Origin of the sequence: Kitasatospora sp. NPDC056800 (assembly GCF_042789775.1) — a bacterium.
GTDB lineage: Bacteria > Actinomycetota > Actinomycetes > Streptomycetales > Streptomycetaceae > Kitasatospora.
Genome location: NZ_JBHUAL010000033.1, coordinates 1 through 22540, shown reverse-complemented (window position 1 = coordinate 22540; position 22540 = coordinate 1). Strand labels below are relative to the sequence as shown.

The following is a 22540-nucleotide window of genomic DNA, read 5'->3' as shown; positions in this document are numbered from 1 at the left end:
GCTGCCGCGACTCGGGCGGGCACGTCATCGGTGCGGCCACGACCGAGGCCCCCTTCATCCGACGGTCCCGCTCCGACAGCGATCGAGACGTCAGTCGCCATCGACACCGGCACGCCGGCGCAACGGGGGGACGACGAGCGAGAGAGCACCGATGGCAAGCAGGACCAGAGCTTGTATCGACGCGGTAACTGATCTGGCGTCGTGCAGTGGCCAGGCCCAGATGCCGGGCCTGTTGTGCACCAGACCGAAGGAGGCGCACAGGAAGGGGAACAGCGCAGTGGCCGCCGTGGCGACTCGCCCTCCCGCGAGCCAGCGGATGATGAGGGCGAGGCCGAGGTAGCCGGCGAAGTCGCGGGCCAGCGCGGTGGCGGCGCTGCCCGCGCCCGCCGTGGATGCCACGACGGCGGCCAGCGCGCAGACCACGACACATGCGGCCATGAAGACCGCGTCCCATCCGCCCACGGCGCGGACCGCGACGCGCTCCGCGACAGCGTCGGCACGGGCCTGGCCCTCCAGGATCAGGCAGACGGGAACCAGCGGAAGGAGCGAGGACATGGGCAGGTCGAACGTCAGCCCGCCGATCACCACCGGGATGGGGACCATCACGGAGTCGGCGCCGCTGCCCAGCAGGATGCAGGAGAGCAGGCCGACGGCGACGGCGGGAACGTACCTGATGCGCAGCCACCAGATCATCGGACCGCCTGGAAGGAGGGCGCACCCGGCTGATGGTACTGCGCGGGGTCCAGGACCGGCTTGACGTCGCAGCGACCCAATGTGTCCGCGTTCTTCCGGAACCACGCGAGCTGTTCACCCTGCGGGAGTGTCATGACCTGACGGGCGATCTGCACCTCCTGTGGCCGGTAGCTGCCTTCGACCGTCCTGGGGGTGACTCCGGCCGTGAGCTTCAGCCAGGACGACAGTGGGGCGACCGCCTCCACGCCGGGCCAGCGGGCGAACGACTCCTTGGCGCAGTCGGGAGCCCCGTTGGGGATGTACCCCAGCGCGACGAGTGATTGCACCTCGTCCTTACCGGGCCGGGCGGATAACGGTGCCACCGTCAAGGGCTGTGCCAGACCAACGGCTTGGAGACGCTGGTGGGCCTCGACCGCCCAGTCGGTGATGCTGGTGGCGTCGGCCCGCTGCTCGGGCCACAGGCACACCCGTGGCGCCGCCGTGGTGCAGGTCTGCTCGCTTTCCGGACGTGCTTGCGCCGCACGGTATCCGAGAGGTGCCGCGATCCCCGCCCCTGCCGTCGCCGTGGCCGCCAGTGCCAGGACGGCGGTCAGCCGGTAGTTCCCGCGCAGCCTCGTCCAGATCCAGGCGGCGACCACCATCCCGACAGCCACGACGGTCGGCGCGAGGACCGCCCGGGTGGCCGGCAGTTGGTCCAGCGCGCAGCACTCGGTGAGGTTCCGACCGTTGAGCTGACGGACCCAGAAGGCGTCGAGGGTCGACGGGTAGGCCATCCAGAGGAAGCTGGCGACGAGGGTCAGGGGCACGGCGAGCAGCCGCGGCAGGACATGTCCGAGCACGTAGCCGACCACGGCGTGCGCGAGGACGACCAGCAGTTCCAGGAGGATGACGACGGGGGTGGACCAGCCCGGAACCCCACCGGCCTGCGGAACGAACAAGGCCAGGGCGGCCAGGACGGAGACCGTGCCGAGGGCCAGGGTCGGGGCCAGAACGGAGAGGGCGATGGCGGTGGCGGAACGGGCGGGTGCCGTACCGAGGACCGCGGACCGGCGCACCTTGAGGCCTTCCCAGGCCCCGCAGGCCGCGACGGCGGGTGCGGTGAAGCTGAGCAGGAAGCTGCTCTGGGCGGTGACGGAAGGCCAGTAGCCGTCGGTGATCCAGCCGGTCATTCTGCCGCTGTACATCGTGATCCACACGAGCAGGACGGGCATGGCCCGCACGGCTGACGAGATCCGGAAGATGGTGCGCCAGGGCACGGTCAGACCTCCCCGGTGACGATGCCGGCATAGGCGGTCTCGGCACGGCGTTCCGCGGGGACACCGTGCGGCGCGAGCGTCAGGAAGGACTCGATGGGCCCTTGATGACGCACCTTTCCCTGGTCGAGGACGACGACCGAGTCGTAGGTCTCGGCCAGGTCCTCGGTCTGATGAGTGGAGACGACGAAACTCGTGAGGTGGCGCAGCTCGCCGATCAGTTCCCGGAAGACTCCGCGCTGGACCGGGTCGAGTCCCGCCGTGGGCTCGTCCAGGAGCACGACCTGGGCGTCGTGTACCAGGGTCTGGGCGATCCCCAACCGTCGTAACTGTCCACCGGAGAGTTCCCCGCTGCGCCGGTCCGCGAGCGAGGTGAGCCCGACCTTCTCGATGGCCTGCCGGGACCGCTCCCAGGCCTCGCTCCGCGACATGCCCTTGAGCCAGCCCGCGTAGGCCGCCTGTTCCCGCACTCGCAGGCCGGGCACCGGCCGCACGTGCTGAGGGAGCCAGCCGACCTTCCGACGGTAGGCCTTGAGGTCCTTGGAACTGCTCGTGTCCAACCCGTCAAGGGTGATGCGACCGGCCTCGGGCCTGAGAGCGGAGGCGATCAGGCCCAGCAGGGTCGACTTGCCGGCGCCGTTCGGGCCGAGCAGCACGCTGCACCCTTCTCCCAGGCGGAGGCTGAAGGAGTCCAGGACCCGGGAGCCCTTGCGGTAGCCGAAGGAGCAGTCAGTTACTTGAACAGGCATGATCACCGATCCGCTTTGCATTCTGAGCTGGTGAGAGATGTGGTGCCGCGTCACCCGGACGCTTTCCCACAGACACGTGCAGCATCGGCTATCCCACTGCACGCCGGTCCGGGCGGTTGACACAGCTGGGGCATCCATGCGGGTGCCGGCACGTGTCGGAGCGTTCCTCCCCGGAGATGGCGACGGAAGCATGCTCACATCCGTTGATCTGCACCATCTTCCTTCTGGAGGGCTGTGCCGCGAGGCCTGCTACGAAAGTTCGGATCCGATGATGCCGTACAGATCGGCGAGGGGCCCGGCTTCGGCCGGTGGTGCGGAACCGGGGCCCCGGGCGCGGGCGTCCGTCCTTCTCGACGGCGGCCGGTGATCATGGCTGCCGGCCGCCGCCCTGGAAGGAGCACCGTGACGGACCGTACGTCGAAGAGCGCGTCGCCCGCCGGCCGGAGCCGTTGGCGGCTCGCCGCGCTGGTCGGGTGCGGGGTGCTGCTGCTGGGCCCGGCCGGGCTCGCGGTGGTGCGGCTGCTCGGGTGGGACGACGGCACGGTGCTGGCCCTGCCGATGGCCGGGCTGCCGTACGCGGCGCTGCTCAGCGTGCTGCTGCTGGCGGTGGTGGCGGTGCTGCGCGCTCGGTGGCTGACCGGGGTCGCGGCCGCGCTGGTGGTGCTGCAACTGTGGTGGCTGGTGCCCCGGTTCGTCCCGGACGGGGCCCACGCGCCCGCCGACGCGCCCCGGCTGCGGGTGGCGACCAGCAACAACTTCATGGGGCAGGTCTCGCCGAAGTCCCTGGTCGACCTGGTGCGCGAGCAGCGGATCGACGTGCTCGCGGTCGAGGAGCAGAGCGACTCCGCCGCCGACGCCCTGGACGCGGCCGGCATCCGCACCCTGCTGCCCCACCGGGAGCGGCCGGCCGGCACCGACACCGCGCTCTACACCCGGCTGCCCGTCGGCTCCGCCGCCGACCCGGCCTGGCCGACCACCAACCTGACCGTCGACGTCGGCGGCCGCCCGGTGCAGCTCGTCGCCGTCCACACCTACTACCCGCTCGGCGACGCCCGCCGTTGGGCCGAGGACCTGCACGGCCTGCGCGCCGCCGCGCCCGGACGCAACCACAACGCGGTCCTGCTGGGCGACTTCAACGCCACCCTCGACCACAAGCCGATGCGCGACCTGATCGGCACCGGCCTGACCGACACCCACGAGGAGCTCGGCGCGGGCCTCTTCCCCACCTGGCCCCAGGACCACCCCGACTACCGCGTCCCGGCCGTGATCCAGATCGACCACGTCCTGCACGGGCCCGCGCTCACCGCCGTCGACGTCTCCGAGCACGCCCTGCCGCGCAGCGACCACCGCGCCGTGGTGGCCGAACTCGCCGTCCTGCGCTGAACGCCGAACCCGGGCAGCCGGCGGTACGGAACGCCCCGCACCACTGCCCCGGGGTCACCGACCAGCCGCCGGAGCGGGAACCACCGCCCCGCGCGCGATGCGGGCGCGGCCGTCGGGCGGCAGGACGACGAGGTACTGCCGGTCGGCGTCCTCCACCCGGGCCAACGTGACGGACCTGCCGACCGCCGCGAGCGCCTCGGCGGCCGGACCGGCCTCCTCCGTCATCAGATCGAGCCGGGTGTGGGACTGGAGGTCCGTTGTCGGGCCGGTGATCCAGATCGCGATCGACGCACCCCGGCGCAGCGCGGCGAGCAGGTCCGTGCGCAGTGGCGCGTCGTCGGCGTCCCGCAGGAGCAGGTCGTGCAGGCGTTCCTGTCCGCACGGCCGGGACGGCGCGGCCTCGGCAAGCGCCCGGCACTTGTGGCACGAGCCCGGATACTGCGGCTCGAAGAGGTTCAGGAAGCGCCTCAGGTACCGGCCGCGGATCCCGCACAGGGTGCGGCCCGTGCCCCCGGCGTGCTGGACACCGGGCACGCCCAAGACCCCGACCGCGGGATAGTCGGCCGGCTCGCACGCGCCGGCGAACGACCAGGTGGGGCCCGAGGCGCCACTGTCGGGAGTGTCGATCATGCGGAGCAGCATGGCACGCCCGGGACCGCCCGTTCCCGCGCGCCCACCGCGAACTCCGGTCGGCCGTCCCGAAGGGCGCGTTCCACCCGGCCGAGCCGGCCCCCTGCAGCCACGGGTGCGTCGAGGACAACAGCTGCGCGGGGACGTCGGCGGCCCGGGTGAACACCGAGACCGGGAACCGGGTGTCGCAGTACTGGTTGCTGCTGAGCTTCCCCGGAATCCGTCCCGCCCGCCAGCGCTGCCCGGCGGTTCGGGACGCTGGAACGGCGACATGTGCCCTGAGCTGCGCGTTCGGCGGCGCCTGGAAAGCCGCGGCGGAACGAGCAGGGCACTGGAACGGGTTCCGGGACCGGGGAATTCACGGAACTGGCGCACGGGCTGACGGACCGTCCCGTCGCCCGCGCACGGCCGGCAGGCCGACCCCGGCCAGCGCCGCGATGCCGAGGGGTCCGGCGGGGGAGCGACTACCTGCTCGACGTCGGCCGGATCCACGCCGCCTTCGTCACCGACACCCGAGACCGCGGCGAGACCCGCGGCCCGCTCGACCTCGTCCCCGCACCGGCGAGGAGCGCAGCGCGGTGCAGCCGGCGGCGCGTGCGTCCGGGTGCGGGGCTGTGGCCGACGAGGTCCCCGTGGGCAACGGTGCCCGAACCGACGGTGGCGAGCCGTCCAGGTTCGCACGGCCCACGGAGCAGGGCGGGAGGGCAGGTGAGAGCGGTTGGGGTGGAGAGCCATGCGGCGCCGGAGGGGTGACCCCTCCAACGGCCACCGCCAAGGCGGTGGCCCAGGAACGGCTTGGCGTGCTCCTGGACGGTGGTGGCCCACCGGCCGCGGCTTGACGGGACGCCACCGGGTCGCCGGGAGCACGGACGGTTCTGATTCCCGACTTCCGATCGCCCTCCATCTTTCCGGTTTCTCCGCAAACGACTGCTGCCTAGACCTCCGGATACACATGGGCTGGGGCTGGACAGGCATCTGCCACTATCGTGTTCCGAGGCGACAGCCCCTGGCGAATCATTCGATCGGAGTTTGCCCCCATGTGGAAGATTGCCCTCCATGTAAACGTCATGACCGTGACGATCGGCATGCTGGCGGCCCTCACCTGCGCGTTCGCCTTTGCGATCGCCTTACGCAAAAATAGGCGACTGATGGTGCGAATCTCCCAGGTAGCCACCGTTATCGCATCCGCCGTCATCCTCTACATCACCCTTCGGCCACAGGGCGGCTGGGGGAATATCGGCCACAGCGGTCGGAGCCTCAACCTCACCCCGGCCGCATTCCTTGACGATGCCGCGCAACCTCACAGCCTCGCCTGGGAGGAGCTCATCCTCAATGCGGCGATGATGCTCCCGCTCGGAGTCGTCGCGTTCACCGGGTTCAGTCGCCGCCTCTTCGGCCTCGGCTTCGGCTTCGCCCTCTCCGTCGCCATCGAATCGGTGCAGTGGCTGACCAAGAGCGGCCGCTCTTCCGACATCATGGACGTCGCGGGCAATACGGCCGGATACCTCCTGGGCGTTGCCCTGCTTCTCGCTGCGCACAGGATCCTCTCGCTGGGCACAGCGAACCGCACCCAGCAGAAGGACCGCGATGGAACGACGGTGACCCGGTGACCCCAGTGCCGCGGGAATCGAAATCACCCACTCGCCCGGCCGACGCGGTCGTCTGCGCACTCGCCGTCCCGGCGGGGTTGGCGCTGGGCGTCGTGGCCCTGGTCGCCGACACTGTCCCCGGTCAGCTCGGTTCCATTCTGTCGGTGGCCGCCAGCACTGGCGTCGCCTGGGGAGTGGGAGCCGGGATTCTGGGAGCAGCCTGTCAGAGGCTGCTGACAGCGGCCTGCGCAGGCGCGCTGATCATGGTCCTCGCCGTGCTCACCTACTACGGCGGGAACGCCGTAGTGCACATCAGACCCAGCGCCGGCGGCGGCTATCTGGTGGACAAGACCGGTTTCTGGGCGATGGTGGCGGTCGTCGCCGGTCCCGCCGCCGGCGCGCTTGGATGGCGGATCACCCATGGCACCGCCCTCGCCAAGTCGTTGGCCGCGGGCGTCCTGGGGGGCCTGGTGGTGGTCCAGGGCCTCTACGCCTGGAGTCCGACGCGGTCCTACATGTTCGGTGGTGACGCGACCGCACGAGTCTGGATCTCACTGCTGCTGATCGCCGCGCCGCTCGGGGGCGCCCTGTGGGTGAGTCGCGGCCTGAGGCCGGCTGCCGCCTTCGGCTCCTTGGTCTGCACGTCGGCGATCGGGTTCTTCCTGTGGAGCACCGCGCAGTCGCTCCACCTGCTCCGATCGTGGTGAATTCTGGCCGCCGGGCCAGAATTCACCTGCGACATATCACCCATAAACCCGCGCGGCCAAATCATGACATTCCATTTTCAATTCCGCAACACATCCCATCCGGCAAAAATCGGCATCTCGATACGGATATCATGATTCAAAAACCGGAATGATGGCCACCATTAGCGGGTCAACGCCGAGCCGTTCCAGCCAAGAGTCAATTCAGCATTGCGTGCACGATCACCGATTAATAAGGTCGATTCCGAAGCCCGATCAGGGCCCAGGAATACCAGGGAGAATCCCATGCGAAGCTTGACAAAGGCAGGAACGATCGCCGCGACGTCCCTGTTGTTACTCGGAGCGGGGGCCCTTCCCGCCGCCGCAGCAGAGGCGCCGTCGACGGGAGAGGCGCCGGCATCCATCCTGGACACCAGCAGGTGCACCAGCCTCAGCAACGGAACCCTCTGTGTCCGGATCAAGGACGCTCGATCGACCGTCGAGGTGACCTACTCGAAGAGCGCCGGAGGCGCTGTCACGGCGCGCTTCGGCTTCAACTACCAAGGCACCGACTACAACGATGCCGGGGCATTCAGCATCAACGCCGGGGAGACCAAGTCCTACGCCTGGCACAACCTCAACGTTCTCTGCAACAGCGTGGTGGGCTTCCTCAGCGTCACGGGCCAGGGACGTTTCCAAACCCCGGCGGTCAGCGACTGCTGACCCACGGTACTTCTACCACTCGGCAGACCTGACGCCGTCCAGCGTGGGACCGCCGTGACCACTGCCGCTCCCGGTGCATTTCGCACCGGGAGCGGCAGTGCTCCGTCTCCTCGCACGCGGCGACGACGGCCCGGGCGTCCTTGAGCGCGATCGGACTCCGCTCGGTCCGGGTGCAGCCCGACTCTGTCGTGTACGGGCTGGATCGTGGCGGCACTCCGTCTCTTCTGCGCGGCGAGGCCATCCGTCCCGGCGCCGGCGGTCGGCGCCATCTTGGCCTGATGATCGCCCCCGTCGCGCGGCGGGGGCTTCGGGTCGGCCCGGCCACCGGGCCGGGACGGTTGGACAGGGCGGGGGCAGGCGGGCTGTCTCCGGCAGTCGGCGGGTGGCTTTTTTCGCTTTCCATCGACCTTCGGGCTCTGATAGGACAGCACCCGGCCCGATCGGGCCCATGTGCGCAGGGGGGAACACGACATGTGGAAGACCAAGCGTCGGCACCGGGGGCGCGTCGCCTCGATGCTGGCTTCGGCGGTGGCGCTCGCCGCCGTGATGACGGCCGCGCCGGCCGGGGCCGCGCCCCGGGCCGTCACGGCTGAGGCGCCGACCGCCGGGCTGAACCTGCTGCTGCGCGCCGATCCGGGGAAGGTCGTCCAGACCCGTCGGGCGCCGGACGGAACCTGGGACGCCGCCAGGGAGGTCCCGCAGTTCTACAGCTTCCGGTACTGGACGACCGTCGTCGACTCCGGACGGCTGCGGCTGCTCGGCCTCCGGTACTCCGGTCCGATGAGCACGCAGTTCGTCCAGTCGACGCAGCAGCCCGACGGCAGCTGGCCCGCGCCGACCCCGATGAAGGGCCTGGCGGAACTGCCCCTCTCCAGCCAGTACTTCCAGACCGGCAGGGCCGGCGCGGCGGTGGTGAACGGCCAGGTCCAGCTGGCGGCGATCGACCCCTCGGGCCGGCTCGTCCACACCGTGGAGGGCCCGGACGGGAACTGGCAGCCCTGGGGGGCGATCAGTGCCCCTCCGGGACTCGGCTCGGACCGGTTCTCCAGCCTCGCGACGGCCGAGGTGAACGGTGAACTCCACATCGTGGCCACCGTGTCGAACGACGGAAGCGTGCTCCACACCATCCGGCACGCGAACGGCACCTGGGACGGCTGGGGCAACATCATGGGCGCGGCCGGGACCCCCTCCCCGTGGGGTGCGCCGCACGACGTGGTCGCGGCGGGCATCAACGGACAGCTTCAGGTCGCCGTGGTGAACAACAGCCAGATCGCCGTCTACCACACGATCCGCACCTCCGACGGCAACTGGGGCGGCTGGGGGCCCATCGGCCAGCAGGTCCTCGACCAGCCCTTCTACGTGTGCGGCGCCGACGGCGCCAACGTGGACAACGAGCTGCACCTGGTGTTCGAGACCTGCACCAGCAGCGGCACGCTCTTCCACACCATCCGCCACGCGAACGGCAGTTGGAACAAGGCCGGGTACGTCCAGGGTGCCGTCGACCTCTCCCCCTGGCGGCCGGTCCCAAACGGATCGGCCGCCGGCGGCTGACCGCGCCGGTGACGGTCGACCGGCCCGGGGCCGTCGCCCGGGCCGGCTGACCGTCACCCACCCGGGCGGGGGCGGGGTTATTCGTGGCGCAGGGCGTCCGGGCGCATCAGGCGCAGGAGTTGGGGCAGGCCGAGGGCGGTGGTGAGGAGGACGGCGCCCGCGGCGGTGGCGGTCATGGCGAGCAGGGAGGCCCAGTCGGTGTTCAGGGGGACGCCGGAGGAGTACTGGAGGACCGTTCCGGTCAGGAGGCCGGCGGCGGTGGCCAGGGCCAGGCCGAGGGCCATCGGGAGGAGGGTCTGCCACAGGACGGACAGGGCCAGGTCGCGTCGGGGGGTGCCGACGGCGTTCAGGACGCCGAGGACGCGGCGCTGTTCGCGCAGGCGTTCCAGTTGGCCGACCAGCAGGCTGAGGGCGACCAGCAGGAGGGTGATCGCCGATCCGGCGGTCAGCAGGCGTTTGACGGCGAGGTAGGTGGCGTCGGGGGCGGGGTCGAGCGGGAATTCGGTGCGGGCCTGGGGGTCGATCGCCATGACGGCGGTGGTGAGGTGTTCGTTCGGGTCCGGGAGCGCGTCGGCGAGTGAGACCAGGACGGTGGCCGGCTGTCCGCGCAGGGCGTCGACGGGGACGGCGGCGGGGGTGAGCAGGAGCAGGCCCGATCCCATGCGGCCGTTGGGGTCAGCGTCCTGGACGGGGGCGACGGTGGCGGTCGGGGCGGGCAGCGGGAAGGGGGCCGGTTCGCCGGTGCCGCGGTAGTAGGCGGCGTGGACGGTCGTTCCGGGCTCGACGGAGCCGGCGCCGGGGCGGGCGGTCGGGCCCTGGAGGGCGAAGGCGTCGCCGTCCTTGCAGTCCGGCAGGGCGGCGAAGCCGCGCAGGACGGCGCAGGAGGCGATGCGGACCGAGGGCAGTTCCCAGGACTTGGCCGTGGCGCTCTCCAGGGCGAACTCGGTGTAGGCGGCGGTGGCCTGGATCCCGGGGCTGCGGGCGAGGCGGTCGGCGAGGGCCTCGGCGGTGGGGGCGCCGCCGGGGAAGGTCACCGACTGCCGGTAGGGGCCGGTGGTGGGCTGGGGCCGGGCGTACTGCTCGTACTGGGTGCTGATGCCGAGGAAGAGCGTCTGCAGGGCGATGGCGCCGGCGATGGCGACGACGACGCCGCTGACGGCGGTGGCGGCCGGTCCGGAGCCCGTCTGCAGGCGGCGGGTGGCGAGTTGCCAGGACAGGGGGCCGCCGCCGGCCCGTCGGGTGACGGCTTCGACGAGCCAGGGCAGGAGGGTGCAGACGCCGGTGAGGGTGAGCAGCACGCCGAACGCGACGAGGAGTGAGCCGCGGGTGTCCTGGGCCGGGTCGGAGAGGGTGAGGGCGAAGACCGTCAGGGACAGGCCGGCCAGTGGCAGCATGAGGCGCCATCCGATGCGGCGCTGGCCGGGGTCGGAGCGGCGGACGGTGCCGAGCGGGTCGAGGGCGGCCCGGCGCATGGCGAGCAGGGTGACGCCGACGGCCATGAGCGGGACGACGACGGCGATCGCGGCGGCGATGGCGGGCTGGGGTGCGACGTCCTCGGGGTAGAAGCTGAATCCGGCGAGGCGGACGCGTCCGATGAGCTGCCGGCCGAGGAGGAAGAGCGCCGTTCCCGCGGCCAGGCCCAGCACCGTTCCCACCAGGGACTCCCCCGCGGCGATCCGGGCGGTCATCCGGCGGTCGGCGCCGCCCAGGCGCAGTGCGGCGAGCCGGCGGTCGCGGCGTTCGCCGCCGAAGCGGGCGGCGGCGGCGAGGAAGACGCCGACCGGGGCGAGCATCACGGTCAGGCCGACGGCGTTGAGCAGGACCAGTTTGGGGTCCATGTCTTTGGGCGGTGAGAAGTGGCCGAACGCGGTGATCCGGACGGCGCCGGTGTCGACCGAGAGGTGGTCGCCGCCGAGGACGTAGTCGGCCTGGCCGGGTCCGAGCAGTCCGGCGGGGCCGATGGTGCCGGTCACGGGGTAGGGCAGGCGTTCGCGCAGCAGGTGGTTGGCGGGGTCCTTGAGGAGGTCGGCGAGGGCCGGGGAGACGGCCATCGTGCCGGGGGCCGGGTAGGCGGCGAGGCCGGGCGGGAGTGCGGCGTTCGGGCCTTCGGGTTGGACGACGCGGCCGCGGACGGGGGTGCCGTGGAAGGCGGTGTCGGCGGTGGCGACGAGGACGGTGCGGTCGCCGGGGGTGGGCAGGTCCTCGTCCCGGAAGGTGTCGTTCTGGGTGTAGAGGCGCTGGTCGCGGTGGTGGACGAGGCCGGGGAAGGAGGCGGTGAAGAGCAGGAGGGCCACGCCGAGGCCGACGCCGCAGGCGGTGAGCAGCAGGCGGCCCCAGCCGTCCCGTCCGCTGGTGACGGCGAGCCGGGCGCCGAGGGCGAGTTGGTCCAGGTGCGGTCGGCGGACCCGGGGGTCGGTGGCGCTCACCGGGTGGTGGCCAGGTCGCGGGTGCGGCCGTCGCGGACGACGATCTCGCGGTCGGCGTAGGCGGCGACCCGTACGTCGTGGGTGACGAGGACGACGGCGGCGCCGCTCTCGCGGGCGGCGCGGGTGAGCAGTTTCATGACGCGTTCGCCGTTGAGGGAGTCGAGGGCGCCGGTGGGTTCGTCGGCGAAGACGGCCCGGGGGCCGGTGATCAGGGCGCGGGCGGCGCCGACGCGTTGGCCCTGGCCGCCGGAGATCTCGCCGGGGCGTTTGGCGGCGGTGTCGGCGACTTCCAGGCGTTCCAGCCATTCGGCGGCGCGGGCTTCGGCGGCTTTGCGGCGGGTGCCGTTCAGGCGCAGCGGGAGGGCGACGTTCTCCAGGCAGGAGAGTTCGGGGACGAGTTGGCCGAACTGGAAGAGGAAGCCGAAGTCGGTGCGGCGCAGGGCGCTGAGCTCGCTGTCGGTGCTGGTGGTGAGGGAGCGGCCCTGGTAGGTGATGGCGCCCTGGTCGGGGCGGGTGATGCCGGCGAGGCAGTGCAGGAGGGTGGACTTGCCGGAGCCGGAGGGGCCCATGACGGCGACGAGTTCGCCGGCGGCGACGGTGAGCGAGGCGCCGGCGAGGGCCGGGGTGGGGCCGAAGGACTTGTGCAGGTCCTGGGCGTGGAGGAGGGGTTCGGCGGTGGTCAACGCGGGGTCTCCGTCAGGCGGGCGGTGAGGTCGTCGAGGCGGGCGGCGGTGAGTTCGAGCCAGCGCAGGTCGGCTTCGAGGTGGAACAGGGCGTGGTCGCAGATCAGTTCGTCGGCGAGGTCGCCGGCGAGTTTGCGGCGGGTCAGTTCGCGCATGGTCCGCAGGTGTTCGGCGCGTTGGGTGTCGAGGACGTCGGCGGCGGAGCGGCCGGTGAGGATGGCGAGCACGACCTTCTGGTAGAGGGTGCTCTGCAGGTAGGGCTGCGGGTCCTCGGGGTGGGCGAGCCAGTCGGCGAGGTCGGTGACGCCGGCGTCGGTGATGGCGTAGCGCTTGCGGTCCGGGCCGCCGCCGGCTTCCACGCCCTCGACGACGACGAGGCCGTTCTTCAGCAGGCGGGAGAGGGTGGCGTACACCTGTCCGTAGTGCAGGGCGCGGTCGCGGCCGAAGTGCTCGTCGTAGAGGCGTTTGATGTCGTAGCCGTGGCGGGGCTGGGCTTCCAGGAAGCCGAGGAGCATCTGTCCGAGTGACATGATCAAGGACTATACACACCATGTATACATGGTGTGTATAGCGAGGTGTACGGGGCCGCCGCAGGGCTCGGGGGAACGCCCCGGGGCGTGGAGGTGCCCCGGGGCGTGGCCGTCCATCCGCGAAGGGTCAGCCGCGGCGCAGCGCGGCGAGCGGGGCGGGGGCGGTGCCGAGCCACCAGGTGGGGTCGGCGCTGCCGTCGGTGGTGCGGCCGTCGCGGTGGACGTAGTGGCGCACGTCCCGTCCGGGGTCGGTGAACTCGCCGGCCAGGGCCCGCTCCAGCCACTCCGCCCCGAACCGGAAGACCTCGGCCGCCACTCCCCCGAGCGGGTGGAACTCGTCCTCGTAGACCCGCAGCTCCTTCGGCGCCCGGATGCGCTCGAAGCTCTCCAGGGCCTGGGCGAGGTCGGTGAGCTCGTCGAACTCGCCGATGCCGTGGAGCACCGGGCAGGCGATGTCGGCCACCAGGTCGCCGAGCGGCATGCGGTGGGCGAGGTCGCGGTCGAAGGCCTCCTCGTCGGTGTACCCGGCCATGTACATGTAGTTGTTCTTGAAGGTCGGCTGGGCGCGCTCGAAGATCGTGGCGAAGTCCCCGGTGACGGCCTCGAAGGCGGCGAGCGCGGCCAGGCGGCCGTCGGCCGCGGCGGCCCGGGAGCCCCAGTAGCCGCTCATCGAGATGCCGAACATGCCGATCCGGTCGGCGTCGACCTCCGGGAGCGCGGCCAGGTGGTCGAGGTAGCGGCCGATCGCCCGCTCGTAGTTGCCGAGGTCGACGGTCAGCCCGCCGGCGCGGCTCTCGCCCTGGCCCGGCCCCTCGATGGACAGCGCGACCATCCCGCGCGAGGTGTAGTAGCGCTCGGCCGCCCAGATGTAGTCCTCCTTGATCATGTCCATCCCGGGGCCGAGGATGACGGCCGGCGCGTTGCGGACCGGCCCGGCCGGCAGGTGCAGCAGGGCGAAGATCCGCGAGCCCTCGAAGTCCAGCTCCACCCGCCGCACCCGGCCCTCGCGCAGCGCGCCCAGGCGCTCCACGCAGTGGTTGGCGTGCTCGCGCATGGCCGCCTTGCGCGGGTCGGCGGCGTCGAAGAGCGAGTACTGCGCCCGGCCCCACATCACGGCCGCCCTCAGGTAGAGGTCGGCGGCGGTCTGCGCGAAGCCGCCGCGCTCGTGGTGGGCGGCGCGCTCCTCGGCCTGGCCGGCCACCGTCGCCCACGCCTTGGGCAGCATCGCGCCGCTCCTGACCAGGGCGAAGACCTTGGCGAAGTCGGTGTGGTCGTGGCCCAGCTGCTCCATGGTTCCGACGGCCTCGGGGTGCAGCGCGTCGAAGCCGCCCTGGGCGAGGGCGATGTCCAGGGCCCAGCTCTGGCCGGTCGAACGGACGGTCATGACGGTCTCCTTTGCGGGGTCCGACGGGGGGATCCGGTTGCGGGTCCCCCGGCGGGATCCGATTGGCTAAGCACTTAATGAATAAGTACTTAGCTATTAAGTCCCGAGGCTAGGCTGCTGTCAACCCGACGAAGAGGACCGACCAATGGCCGAGCCGCCACCCACCGACGACCGCGCCCGGGCGCTCGACCGCCTGGCCCGCGCCGCCTACCGCCTCAGCGCCGCCGACGCCCGGCTGCGCGGACGCGCCACCCGCACCCCCGGCGCGCTCTCCCTCACCCACGCCCGGGCCCTGCGCACCCTGGCCGAACAGGGCCCCCTCAGCATCGGCGGGCTCGCCGCCGGCACCGAGACCACCGGCGCCGCCACCACCCAGCTGGTCAACGGCCTGGTCGCGGCCGGCTACGTCACCCGCACCCGCCAGCCCGAGGACAAGCGCTCCGTCCTGGTCGCCCTCACCGACACCGGCCGGGCCCTGCACGACCAGCGCCAGCGGGCGCTGGCCGACGCCCTGCACGGCGACCTGGGCGACTACGACGACGACGCCCTCGACCGGGCCACCGAGGTGCTGCAGCGGCTGTCCGCCGTCTACGACCGGCTGTGACGCCGTGAACCAGCCGGAGCGGGGGCGTCCCTGACGTCCGGGGGCGCCGGGGCTGGGCCGGATGCCGCTGTGCGGGTGCAGGGGGGCGGCGTTGCGGCGAGGTTGTGGAGGTGGACACCGTCATCGTGCTCGAACCCGATACGCCGACCAACGTGCGGATCCTCGGCCCCGGCCGCGTGCCGGCGGACCCCGAGAACCCGGTACGGATGGCGCACGCCGCCCCCGCGGAGGCCTCGGGCGTCTGCGGGCCGCTCACCCTGTGCGGCCTGCGCACCTCCGAGATGACCCTCGCCCCGCACCGCTCCCCCGGGCCCGGCCGGCCGCGCTGGAACACCTGCGGGGCGTGCCGCGACGCCGAGGGGGGCGCGGCGGCCCGCGCCCCCGGTCCGGCGTAACCCGGCCCGGCCCCGGCCCCGGCCCGGGCGGGCCGCCCGGCGGGGTCAGGGGTCAGGGGTCAGGGGGCGGCGAACAGCCCGGGGAAGGATGGGGCCAGCCAGGGGCGGCGGCCCCAGGCGAGCACCTCGCCGCGCAGCAGGGCGCCGGGGGCGCTGCGCCGGCCCAGCGCGATGAGCAGGAACGCCACCGGTTCGACGAGGATCGTGCAGTCCGGGCGCCGGGGCGGGTCCTGGCTCACCGCGGCGGCGCCGTCCGTGAAGGTCACCGCGAACCCGTCCAGGCCCCGGCCGCGCAGCCGGTAGCAGGCGCTGTGGCCGGCCGCGGCGCGGGCGTCCGTCACCCGCGGCATGACCGTGCGCACGAACGGCATCGCCAGCCCGACCCGGCGCCGGTCGATCGGGTGCGGGCGGCCGAGGGCGACGGCGATGTCGTAGAGGTGGCCCAGCATGTGGGTCAGCAGGTAGGCGCCGAGGGTCTCCAGGTCCATCCGGCCGAGCGGGGTCGACACCGGCTCGGTGCCCGCGCGCGGGGCGGCCGCCACGGTGAACTCCCGTGCCCGCCGGGCGATCTCCTCGGCGAGCACGTCCGGGTCCCGTTCGGGCCGCTCGGCCAGCGAGGCCGCGTTCGCCGCGGCCAGCGAGCCCGGGGTGCCGTCCCCGTACGGCCGTTCCTCGCCGGCGGCCAGCGCGGCCATCAGCTCGTTGGCCATCGCCAGGTGGGCGGCCGCCTCGGCGACCGTCCACTCGGCGCCGGGGATCCGGGTGTCGCCGCGGCAGCCGGCGAGCAGGGCGACGGCCTCGTCGCCGACCGCGGTGACCTCTTCGAAGAGCGCGGTGCGCGCGGCACCGGGAGAGTGCGGGGGGAGAGTCATGGAGGTGAAGCGTGGACGAGTGCCGCGCCGCTGTCCAGGTCCCCGCACCGCCCGGGGCACCGGGCCGACTCCCGGACCGGCTCGCGGGTCCGCGCCCGCAGGCAACCCGAACCGCCCCCCGACGCGTCGAGCTGCCGTGAGAGCAAGAACGAACACGCGGCCCGAGCGGCCGCCACGGCAGACGGGGACGGCACGGACACCATGGCGGGGACGACGGCAGGATGACGAACGCGACACCGCCGGACTTCGAGGAGTTCGTCGCCGCCTGCGGGCCCAAGCTCCTGCGCACCGCCTGGCTGCTGACCGGCGACCCGCACCAGGCCGAGGACCTGCTGCAGACGGCGCTCGCCAAGGTCTGGCCCAGATGGACGCGCATCGCCCCCGACCGGCCCGAGGCGTACCTGCGGAAGGTCCTGGTGAACTGCCACGTCTCCTGGTGGCGGCGCCGCTGGACCGGGGAGCTGCCGCACGGCGAACTGCCGGAGCCGCCGCCAGGCCCGGACCCGTACGACGGGGTGGTGCTCGGCCGGGTGGTCGCCGAGGCGGTGCGGTCGCTGCCGCCGCGTCAGCGGGCCGTGGTGGTGCTGCGCTTCTTCGAGGACCTCAGCGTCGAGGAGACCGCCGAGGTGCTGCGCTGCAGCACGGGCACCGTCAAGAGCCAGACGCACCGGGCGCTGGCCGGCCTGCGCGGCCGGCTGCCGGCCCGGGAACTCCTGCTGGACGGGGGACCCCGTGAACGGCGCTGACCTGCTCGACCCGTACGGTCCGGGCGAGGGCGGGCCCGACGACGAGGAGGAGCTGCGGATCCTGCTCCACCGGGCCGTCCCGGCCCTCGGTTCGCCGGAGGACCGGATGGAGCGCGTCCTCGCCCGGGTCGAGCGGTCCAGGCGCCGCCGGCGGGCGGCCGGGCTCGCCGCGGGCCTCACCGCCGGACTCACCGCCGCCGTGCTGGCCGCCGCGCCCGCGCTCGCGCCGGCACCGGTGCGGGGGGCCGCGACGGGGCCCGCGGGCTCCGCGTCCGCCCCGGTCCTGTCGCCCCCGGCGGCGGCGCCGGCCCCGTCGGTCTCGCCCGCCCCGACGGTGCCGGGGGAACCGTCCGCCGGGAGCGGGGCGACGGTCTTCTTCCCCCGGCTGCCCGAGATGGTCCTCGACCCGCCGGTGAACTGGCACGCCCTGGCCGCGTCGAGCGCCGACCCCCGGGAGCGGTTCGGCTACCTCGGCACCCAGCCGCTGGGGGCGTCCCCGTCGTGCGCGACGGTCGCGGCCCGCTGCCCGCTCGCCGGGCGACTGGCCGTGGACGGCGCCGTCCTCGCGTTCCGGCTGGTGGACGACCAGGGGCTGGCCGAGAAGCTCGGCCCGGACCCGTCCGGGCTGGGCGACACGGCCCTCGACAAGGAGTGCGCGGCGCTCGGCGGCGACCGCGAGCTGACCGGCCTGCGCGCCATCGACCGCGACGGCCCCGCCGCGGTGGTCGAGGTGACGGCCTGCCTGCGGCAGGCCTCCGACCCAACGGTGCGCCAGGCGCGGCAGGCCTTCGACTCCGTCCGCTCCGCCCCGCCGGGCGGCCGCTCGCCGGGCCCCACGGGCCGGGCGGCAACGCCATAGGCCCCGTCGTCCGGCCCCTCGCCACGCGCGAGGGGCCGGACGGCACCCCGGCGGCGGCTGCGGGCCGTCGCACGAGCCAGCCTGACTATCTGTCCAACCGACCGGCCCGTCATGCGCGCGCGGGCGCATTGCCCACGATCGGGTGGTCCGGCCGTACTTCGCGCGCCGACGGCCGGGCCGGGACCGGATAGTGGAGCGGTCGCCGAGGCACGGGCCCGGCGCCCTTCGTCCGGAAGACCGAGGTGTACCGCCATGCCCACCACCGCAGCCACCGACCGTGTCGGGCTCGTGTTCTCACTGTTCGACGCCGACGGGAACGGCGCCATCGAACCGGCCGACTTCGACCTGATGGGCAGCCGTGTCGTCGCGGCGCTCCCCCAGGCCGACGAGGAGGCCAGGGACCGGCTGCTCGACGCCCTGCAGCGCTACTGGCGCACGCTGGTGACCGAGCTGGACGCCGACGGCGACGGACGGATCAGCCCCGAGGAGTTCACCGCCGTCGTGCTCGACCCGGAGCGCTTCGACGCCACCATCGACGAGTTCGCCCGGGCGCTCTCCGAGCTCGGCGACCCGGACGGCGACGGCCTGGTCACCCGCCCCGACTTCCTCGCCCTGATGACCGCGATCGGGTTCGACCACCGGAACACCACGGCCCTGTTCGACGCGTTCGGCCCGGTGGACGGCGACCGCGTCCCGGTCGCCGTCTGGGCGGAGGGCATCCGCGACTACTACCGCCCCGAGAAGGCCGGCATCCCCGGCGACCGCCTGGTCCCCGGGACGGCCCGGTGACCCCGGCCGCCCACCAGGGCACCGGCCCGGCGCCGGTGCCCGGCGCCGGGCAGCCCGCGATCGGGCTGGCGGTGGGCCGGGGCACCGGCCCCGAGCTCGCCGCCGTCTTCGAACGCGTCCTGCGGGTGCTCACCGCCGCCCGCCCCACGGGCGTGCGGATCGTCCGCTCCCCGCGCCTCTACCACTCCTACGTCTCGCTGCGCCCGCTGGCCGGCCCCGCCGGGATCCAGGACCTGACCGGGCAGGACGCGGAGCACTACGAGCGGTTCTGCCGAGACCTCGCCGACGCCGGCACCACGGCCGTCTTCCGCACCGCGATCAACGCCCAGTCCCTGTACCTGGTGCGCCACCGCCTGCGCGCCGTCAAGGTCGACCTGTTACGGGAAGGAGAAACGTCACTGCTCCTGGTCCGCGACCAGGCCCAGGGCTTCTACACCGGGGAGAACCGGCACACCCCGGGAGAGGTCGTCCGCACCATGGCCTTCAGCCGGGAGACCACCGAGGCCGTCGTCCGCCACGCCCTGGAGCGGGCCCGGCGCGAATGGCCCGACGGGCGGATCGACCGCATCGTCATGGCCTACAAGTTCCATCTCCTGGACGGCGCGTTCGACGCCTGGGTCGCCGACATCGCCGAGCGGCTGGGCATACGGATCGAGGTGTTCCAGCCCGACACCGTGAACCGCAACCTCATCACCCACGGCCTGCCGGACCGCACCCTGCTGATCGCCGGGAACGAGTGGGCCGACATCATGCACGTGGTCCTGCTGGACCGCTTCGGCGCCCAGCGGCAGGAGAGCCGCTGCACGGAGAACGTGTACCTCGGCCCCGGCGCGGCCGGACTGGTGGAGTACCAGACCGTGCACGGGTCCGCCGACGACCTGGCCGGGCGCGACCTGGTCAACCCGGTGGCCACCCTGCGCGCCGCGGCCCTCGTCGCCGAGCGGCACGCCGCGGTGTCCGGCGCCGTCGGGGCGGTCGAGACCGCCCTGGCCGTCCTGGACGACAAGGGCGTGCACACCCCGGACCTCGGCGGCCGGCACTCCACCACCGCGGTGGTCGACGCGCTGGTCGACGTCCTCGACCTGCCCGGCGCGCCCACCGGATCCACCACCCCGGTGGGCGGGCCGTGAGCGCCCGGACGGGAACGGCCCTGGTGGTGGTGGACCTGCAGAACGACTTCTGCACCGGGCCGGTGGCCAGGGCCCGGTTCGGCGGCGACGGCGCCGTCCTGGACGCCGTGGTCGCCAACAGCGTCCGGGCGGTGGACCTGGCCCGGCGCGCGGGCGTGGAGGTGGTGTTCGTCCGCTTCCTCGGCGACACCGCCCACCAGGGCGCGGCCTGGCGCGCGCGGGACCGGCGGCTGGGCAAGCGGCCGAAGTGCCTGGAGGGCACCTGGGGAGCCCGGTTCCACGGGGTGGCCCCGGCCCCGGGCGAGCGGGTCTTCACCAAACGGGCCTGCTTCGACGCCTTCCTCGGCGACGGCCTGGAGGAGCACCTGCGCGCCGGCGGCACCGGGCACCTCGTCTTCGCCGGCCTCTACGCCGACGTCTGCGTGGACTCCACCGCCCGCACCGCCTTCCAGAAGGGCTTCCACATCACCGTCCTGACGGACTGCACCACCTCCCTGCACCTGCCCCACGACGAGGTCCTGCGGTTCATGCGCGTCCTGTACGGCGCCCGCACCACCACCGGCGACGACCCCGCGGCGTGGACGGCGCCCGTGCACGAGGAGGACCCGTGCACGCCCTGACCGGACCGGAGGACGGGACGGCCGCGGCCGCGGCGCACGGCGTCGCCTCCGGAGTGGGCCGCACCGCCCTGCTGGTGGCGGCCGCCCGCGCCATCGAGACCCACCGCCCCGACGCCCTGGCCCGCGACCCGCTCGCCGAGCACTTCGTGCGCGCCTCCCCCGCCTCGGCGCACTGGCCCCTCCACCCCGACCAGGTCCCCGACGCGGAGGCCGACCCGCTGTGGGGGCGCCTCGGGCGCTACTTCGGGCTGCGCACCCGCGTCCTGGACGACCACCTGCTGGCCGCGGCGCGGGCCGGCACGCGCCAGGTCGTCATCCTGGGCGCGGGCCTGGACTCCCGGGCGTACCGGCTCGACTGGCCGCCCGGCCGCGTCCTCCACGAGATCGACACCGAGCAGGTGCTGGCCTTCAAACGGGCGGTCCTCGACGCGGCGGGCGCGGCCCCCGCCACCGAGCGCCGCCCGCTGGCCGCCGACCTCCGCGGCGACTGGGCCGGGCCGCTGCTGGAGGGCGGCTTCGACCCGGCGGAGCCGACCGCGTGGCTCGCCGAGGGGCTGCTGCTCTACCTCCCCGCCGAGGCCGAGCGACGGCTGATGGCCGCCGTGCACCGGCTCAGCGCGCCCGGCAGCACCCTGGCGTACGAGCTCAAGGACGTGGCCGCCGAACCGCCGGCGGTGCGCACGGCCCCCGCGTACGTCGCGGCCCGGGAGCGGCTCGGCATCGATCTGCGCGCCCTCTTCGACGCCGGCCCCCGCCCCGACTCCGCCGCGGAACTCACCCGCCTGGGCTGGACGGTGGCCGTGCGCAGCCCGTACGACTTCACCGCCCTGCACGGCCGCGGTCCGGCGCCGGAGCCGGACGACGCCCTGGCGGCCAACCGCTGGGTCTTCGCCGCCCGCCGCGGTCGGCCGGGCGGCGTCCCGGGCGGCATCCCGGGACGCCGCTGAATTCCGCGGCATTCCGCGGCATTCCCTGCCGTTCGGCGGGGGGGGGCTCCCCCGCCGGACGGGCGGGATTATCCAAGGGGTTTTCCGAAAGGGAAAAGGATGCACCCGCTGCGAAAACCGCATTACTCGACGTAATGTCGATCATGGATTCCGCCGCCTCGCGCCGCCCTTGGCCGGGGCCCGGGTCCACGTCAATTCCGATGCACGGCAAGGGATTTCGCCGATCCCCACGTGACCGGCGAAGGTGCCGGAAAATGCCGGACGCCGGCGGATTCACCTGACCGATCCTCATCGGTTCACCCGGTTGTCGATTTCGCGGAAACTGTTCGTCGCTATACGATCCTTCAGGAATCGGATCCTGATCCCCGGCCGGACCGGCAGACCCCGCAGTCGCCGCACCGGCCCGGGCAGAAGCGCGTTCCGCCCGTCCCCCCGCACGAACGCACTCCAGGTGACCATGCATCCCCACACCGCCCACATCGACGGGTTCCACTACGGCTGGATCAACCCGGTCCTGTCCTACCTCATCGCCTGCACCGGCGCGGCGCTCGGACTGCGCTGCACCGTACGGGCCCTGACCCTGCCGCCGGCCCGCCGTCTGGGGTGGCTGCTGCTGTCCGCGGTCGAACTCGGCTGCGGCATCTGGACCATGCACTTCATGGCGATGATGGGCTTCGCCGTCACCGGCTCGTCCGTCGTCTACCGCGTCCCCGAGACCCTCGGCAGCCTCCTGCTGGCCATCGTCGTCGTCGGCGCCGGCGTCCTGTACGTCGGCTACCGCCGCAGGACGCTCGCCTCCCTGCTGATCGGCGGCACCGTCACCGGCTGCGGCGTCGCGGCCATGCACTACCTCGGCATGGCCGCCATGCAGGTCCAGGGCGTGGTCTCCTACGACCCCGTCCTGGTGGCCGTCTCCATCGCCATCGCCGTGGCCGCCGCCACCGCGGCGCTGTGGATGACCCTCAACATCACCGGCTTCGCCGCCTCGCTGGTCGCCTCCCTCATCGCCGGGGTCGCGGTCACCGCCATGCACTACACCGGGATGGCCTCCGTCTCCGTCCGGCTGGACGACCGGCTCCTGCCCGCCGGCCTGCCCGCCTCCCAGTTCGTCGTCCCGCTCGCCGTCGCCATCATGGCCGTCATCGCGATCGGCGGGTTCGTCCTCACCCTCTCCCCGCAGGACCCGGTCGACGTACCGGCCCGGGAGCCGCTGCGCGTCAAGCTCTTCGACCGCGGCGCCTGACCGGCCCGCCGTGCCGCGCGCACGGCACCGACGCCCCGGGGGCGGCCCGGACAACGGG

The 22540-nt window shown here is 73.3% G+C and carries 23 protein-coding genes; 14 read left to right on the top strand and 9 right to left on the bottom strand.

Annotated features, from left to right (window positions below; genetic code table 11):
• Positions 1-90: 90 nt before the first annotated feature.
• Genes ACFRQN_RS10645 through ACFRQN_RS10635 form a run of 3 tightly spaced genes read right to left on the bottom strand, consistent with a single transcriptional unit; the run spans position 91 to position 2695 of the window.
• The gene (locus ACFRQN_RS10645; RefSeq protein ID WP_074005420.1) at positions 91-693 is read right to left on the bottom strand and encodes a hypothetical protein; all 603 of its coding nucleotides are present in this window, start codon (positions 691-693) and stop codon (positions 91-93) included.
• Positions 690-1949: a hypothetical protein gene (locus ACFRQN_RS10640; protein WP_380739717.1), complete on the bottom strand. Its 1260-nt coding sequence runs from the start codon at positions 1947-1949 to the stop codon at positions 690-692. The genes ACFRQN_RS10645 and ACFRQN_RS10640 overlap by 4 nt, the downstream gene beginning before the upstream one ends.
• Positions 1950-1951: 2 nt before the next feature.
• Positions 1952-2695, bottom strand: coding sequence for an ATP-binding cassette domain-containing protein (locus tag ACFRQN_RS10635; RefSeq protein WP_380739715.1), 744 nt, complete (start codon positions 2693-2695; stop codon positions 1952-1954).
• Between the two features lie 402 nt (positions 2696-3097).
• Here ACFRQN_RS10635 and ACFRQN_RS10630 point away from each other — a divergent pair, with 402 nt between their 5' ends.
• Positions 3098-4078, top strand: coding sequence for an endonuclease/exonuclease/phosphatase family protein (locus ACFRQN_RS10630; RefSeq protein ID WP_380739712.1), 981 nt, complete (start codon positions 3098-3100; stop codon positions 4076-4078).
• Between the two features lie 54 nt (positions 4079-4132).
• On the opposite strand, the gene ACFRQN_RS10625 is transcribed toward ACFRQN_RS10630, so the two are convergent.
• Positions 4133-4708 (bottom strand): hypothetical protein, encoded by a 576-nt coding sequence (locus ACFRQN_RS10625; RefSeq protein ID WP_147408964.1) that lies wholly within the window; start codon positions 4706-4708, stop codon positions 4133-4135.
• 1037 nt (positions 4709-5745) lie between these two features.
• On the opposite strand from ACFRQN_RS10625, the gene ACFRQN_RS10620 reads away from it, so the two are divergent.
• The 4 genes from ACFRQN_RS10620 to ACFRQN_RS10605 all read left to right on the top strand — a co-directional run bounded on the left by ACFRQN_RS10620 (position 5746) and on the right by ACFRQN_RS10605 (position 9254).
• Positions 5746-6318: a VanZ family protein gene (locus ACFRQN_RS10620; protein ID WP_380739710.1), complete on the top strand. Its 573-nt coding sequence runs from the start codon at positions 5746-5748 to the stop codon at positions 6316-6318.
• Positions 6315-7004, top strand: coding sequence for a DUF6518 family protein (locus ACFRQN_RS10615; protein WP_380739708.1), 690 nt, complete (start codon positions 6315-6317; stop codon positions 7002-7004). The genes ACFRQN_RS10620 and ACFRQN_RS10615 overlap by 4 nt, the downstream gene beginning before the upstream one ends.
• Positions 7005-7286: 282 nt before the next feature.
• Complete coding sequence (locus ACFRQN_RS10610; protein WP_380739706.1) at positions 7287-7703, top strand: hypothetical protein; 417 nt, start codon at positions 7287-7289, stop codon at positions 7701-7703.
• Between the two features lie 471 nt (positions 7704-8174).
• Positions 8175-9254, top strand: coding sequence for a hypothetical protein (locus ACFRQN_RS10605; protein ID WP_380739704.1), 1080 nt, complete (start codon positions 8175-8177; stop codon positions 9252-9254).
• A 77-nt stretch (positions 9255-9331) separates the two neighbouring features.
• Here the strand turns inward: ACFRQN_RS10605 and ACFRQN_RS10600 are convergent, their stop codons facing one another.
• The 4 genes from ACFRQN_RS10600 to ACFRQN_RS10585 form a co-directional block, all read right to left on the bottom strand.
• Positions 9332-11680 (bottom strand): FtsX-like permease family protein, encoded by a 2349-nt coding sequence (locus ACFRQN_RS10600; protein ID WP_380739702.1) that lies wholly within the window; start codon positions 11678-11680, stop codon positions 9332-9334.
• Positions 11677-12363 (bottom strand): ABC transporter ATP-binding protein, encoded by a 687-nt coding sequence (locus ACFRQN_RS10595; protein WP_074005411.1) that lies wholly within the window; start codon positions 12361-12363, stop codon positions 11677-11679. The genes ACFRQN_RS10600 and ACFRQN_RS10595 overlap by 4 nt, the downstream gene beginning before the upstream one ends.
• Positions 12360-12893: a PadR family transcriptional regulator gene (locus ACFRQN_RS10590; RefSeq protein WP_074005410.1), complete on the bottom strand. Its 534-nt coding sequence runs from the start codon at positions 12891-12893 to the stop codon at positions 12360-12362. The genes ACFRQN_RS10595 and ACFRQN_RS10590 overlap by 4 nt, the downstream gene beginning before the upstream one ends.
• A gap of 127 nt (positions 12894-13020) precedes the next feature.
• The gene (locus ACFRQN_RS10585) at positions 13021-14277 is read right to left on the bottom strand and encodes an alpha/beta hydrolase (protein ID WP_380739699.1); all 1257 of its coding nucleotides are present in this window, start codon (positions 14275-14277) and stop codon (positions 13021-13023) included.
• Between the two features lie 145 nt (positions 14278-14422).
• Between ACFRQN_RS10585 and ACFRQN_RS10580 the strand changes: the two genes are divergently transcribed.
• Entirely contained in the window at positions 14423-14881 is a 459-nt protein-coding gene (locus ACFRQN_RS10580) for a MarR family winged helix-turn-helix transcriptional regulator (RefSeq protein WP_049654428.1), read from the top strand.
• A 110-nt stretch (positions 14882-14991) separates the two neighbouring features.
• Positions 14992-15276: a hypothetical protein gene (locus ACFRQN_RS10575; protein WP_117484918.1), complete on the top strand. Its 285-nt coding sequence runs from the start codon at positions 14992-14994 to the stop codon at positions 15274-15276.
• Positions 15277-15335: 59 nt separating this feature from the next.
• Here ACFRQN_RS10575 and ACFRQN_RS10570 read toward each other — a convergent pair whose 3' ends face one another.
• Positions 15336-16148, bottom strand: coding sequence for a maleylpyruvate isomerase family mycothiol-dependent enzyme (locus tag ACFRQN_RS10570; protein WP_380739696.1), 813 nt, complete (start codon positions 16146-16148; stop codon positions 15336-15338).
• A 221-nt stretch (positions 16149-16369) separates the two neighbouring features.
• On the opposite strand from ACFRQN_RS10570, the gene ACFRQN_RS10565 reads away from it, so the two are divergent.
• The 7 genes from ACFRQN_RS10565 to ACFRQN_RS10535 all read left to right on the top strand — a co-directional run bounded on the left by ACFRQN_RS10565 (position 16370) and on the right by ACFRQN_RS10535 (position 22482).
• On the top strand, positions 16370-16894 hold the full coding sequence (locus tag ACFRQN_RS10565) for a SigE family RNA polymerase sigma factor (protein WP_049660912.1): 525 nt from the start codon (positions 16370-16372) through the stop codon (positions 16892-16894).
• Positions 16881-17753 carry a hypothetical protein gene (locus ACFRQN_RS10560; protein WP_380739694.1) on the top strand — a complete coding sequence of 291 codons (873 nt, stop codon included), beginning with the start codon at positions 16881-16883 and terminating at the stop codon, positions 17751-17753. The genes ACFRQN_RS10565 and ACFRQN_RS10560 overlap by 14 nt, the downstream gene beginning before the upstream one ends.
• A gap of 252 nt (positions 17754-18005) precedes the next feature.
• The gene (locus ACFRQN_RS10555) at positions 18006-18542 is read left to right on the top strand and encodes an EF-hand domain-containing protein (protein WP_074005404.1); all 537 of its coding nucleotides are present in this window, start codon (positions 18006-18008) and stop codon (positions 18540-18542) included.
• The gene (locus tag ACFRQN_RS10550; protein WP_380739692.1) at positions 18539-19672 is read left to right on the top strand and encodes an isocitrate/isopropylmalate family dehydrogenase; all 1134 of its coding nucleotides are present in this window, start codon (positions 18539-18541) and stop codon (positions 19670-19672) included. Before ACFRQN_RS10555 ends, ACFRQN_RS10550 begins: the two co-directional genes overlap by 4 nt.
• Positions 19669-20292, top strand: coding sequence for a cysteine hydrolase family protein (locus ACFRQN_RS10545; RefSeq protein ID WP_049658999.1), 624 nt, complete (start codon positions 19669-19671; stop codon positions 20290-20292). The genes ACFRQN_RS10550 and ACFRQN_RS10545 overlap by 4 nt, the downstream gene beginning before the upstream one ends.
• Complete coding sequence (locus tag ACFRQN_RS10540) at positions 20289-21239, top strand: SAM-dependent methyltransferase (protein ID WP_074005439.1); 951 nt, start codon at positions 20289-20291, stop codon at positions 21237-21239. The genes ACFRQN_RS10545 and ACFRQN_RS10540 overlap by 4 nt, the downstream gene beginning before the upstream one ends.
• Positions 21240-21696: 457 nt before the next feature.
• The gene (locus ACFRQN_RS10535) at positions 21697-22482 is read left to right on the top strand and encodes an MHYT domain-containing protein (protein WP_049659004.1); all 786 of its coding nucleotides are present in this window, start codon (positions 21697-21699) and stop codon (positions 22480-22482) included.
• The last annotated feature ends 58 nt before the right edge of the window (positions 22483-22540 follow it).

Coding starts and splice junctions, on each gene's coding strand:
- ACFRQN_RS10645 (WP_074005420.1), bottom strand. CDS start 693: ATGATCTGGTGGCTGCGCATCAGGTACGTTCCCGCCGTCGCCGTCGGC.
- ACFRQN_RS10635 (WP_380739715.1), bottom strand. CDS start 2,695: ATGCCTGTTCAAGTAACTGACTGCTCCTTCGGCTACCGCAAGGGCTCC.
- ACFRQN_RS10625 (WP_147408964.1), bottom strand. CDS start 4,708: ATGATCGACACTCCCGACAGTGGCGCCTCGGGCCCCACCTGGTCGTTC.
- ACFRQN_RS10620 (WP_380739710.1), top strand. CDS start 5,746: ATGTGGAAGATTGCCCTCCATGTAAACGTCATGACCGTGACGATCGGC.
- ACFRQN_RS10610 (WP_380739706.1), top strand. CDS start 7,287: ATGCGAAGCTTGACAAAGGCAGGAACGATCGCCGCGACGTCCCTGTTG.
- ACFRQN_RS10605 (WP_380739704.1), top strand. CDS start 8,175: ATGTGGAAGACCAAGCGTCGGCACCGGGGGCGCGTCGCCTCGATGCTG.
- ACFRQN_RS10590 (WP_074005410.1), bottom strand. CDS start 12,893: ATGTCACTCGGACAGATGCTCCTCGGCTTCCTGGAAGCCCAGCCCCGC.
- ACFRQN_RS10585 (WP_380739699.1), bottom strand. CDS start 14,277: ATGACCGTCCGTTCGACCGGCCAGAGCTGGGCCCTGGACATCGCCCTC.
- ACFRQN_RS10580 (WP_049654428.1), top strand. CDS start 14,423: ATGGCCGAGCCGCCACCCACCGACGACCGCGCCCGGGCGCTCGACCGC.
- ACFRQN_RS10570 (WP_380739696.1), bottom strand. CDS start 16,148: ATGACTCTCCCCCCGCACTCTCCCGGTGCCGCGCGCACCGCGCTCTTC.
- ACFRQN_RS10565 (WP_049660912.1), top strand. CDS start 16,370: ATGACGAACGCGACACCGCCGGACTTCGAGGAGTTCGTCGCCGCCTGC.
- ACFRQN_RS10555 (WP_074005404.1), top strand. CDS start 18,006: ATGCCCACCACCGCAGCCACCGACCGTGTCGGGCTCGTGTTCTCACTG.
- ACFRQN_RS10535 (WP_049659004.1), top strand. CDS start 21,697: ATGCATCCCCACACCGCCCACATCGACGGGTTCCACTACGGCTGGATC.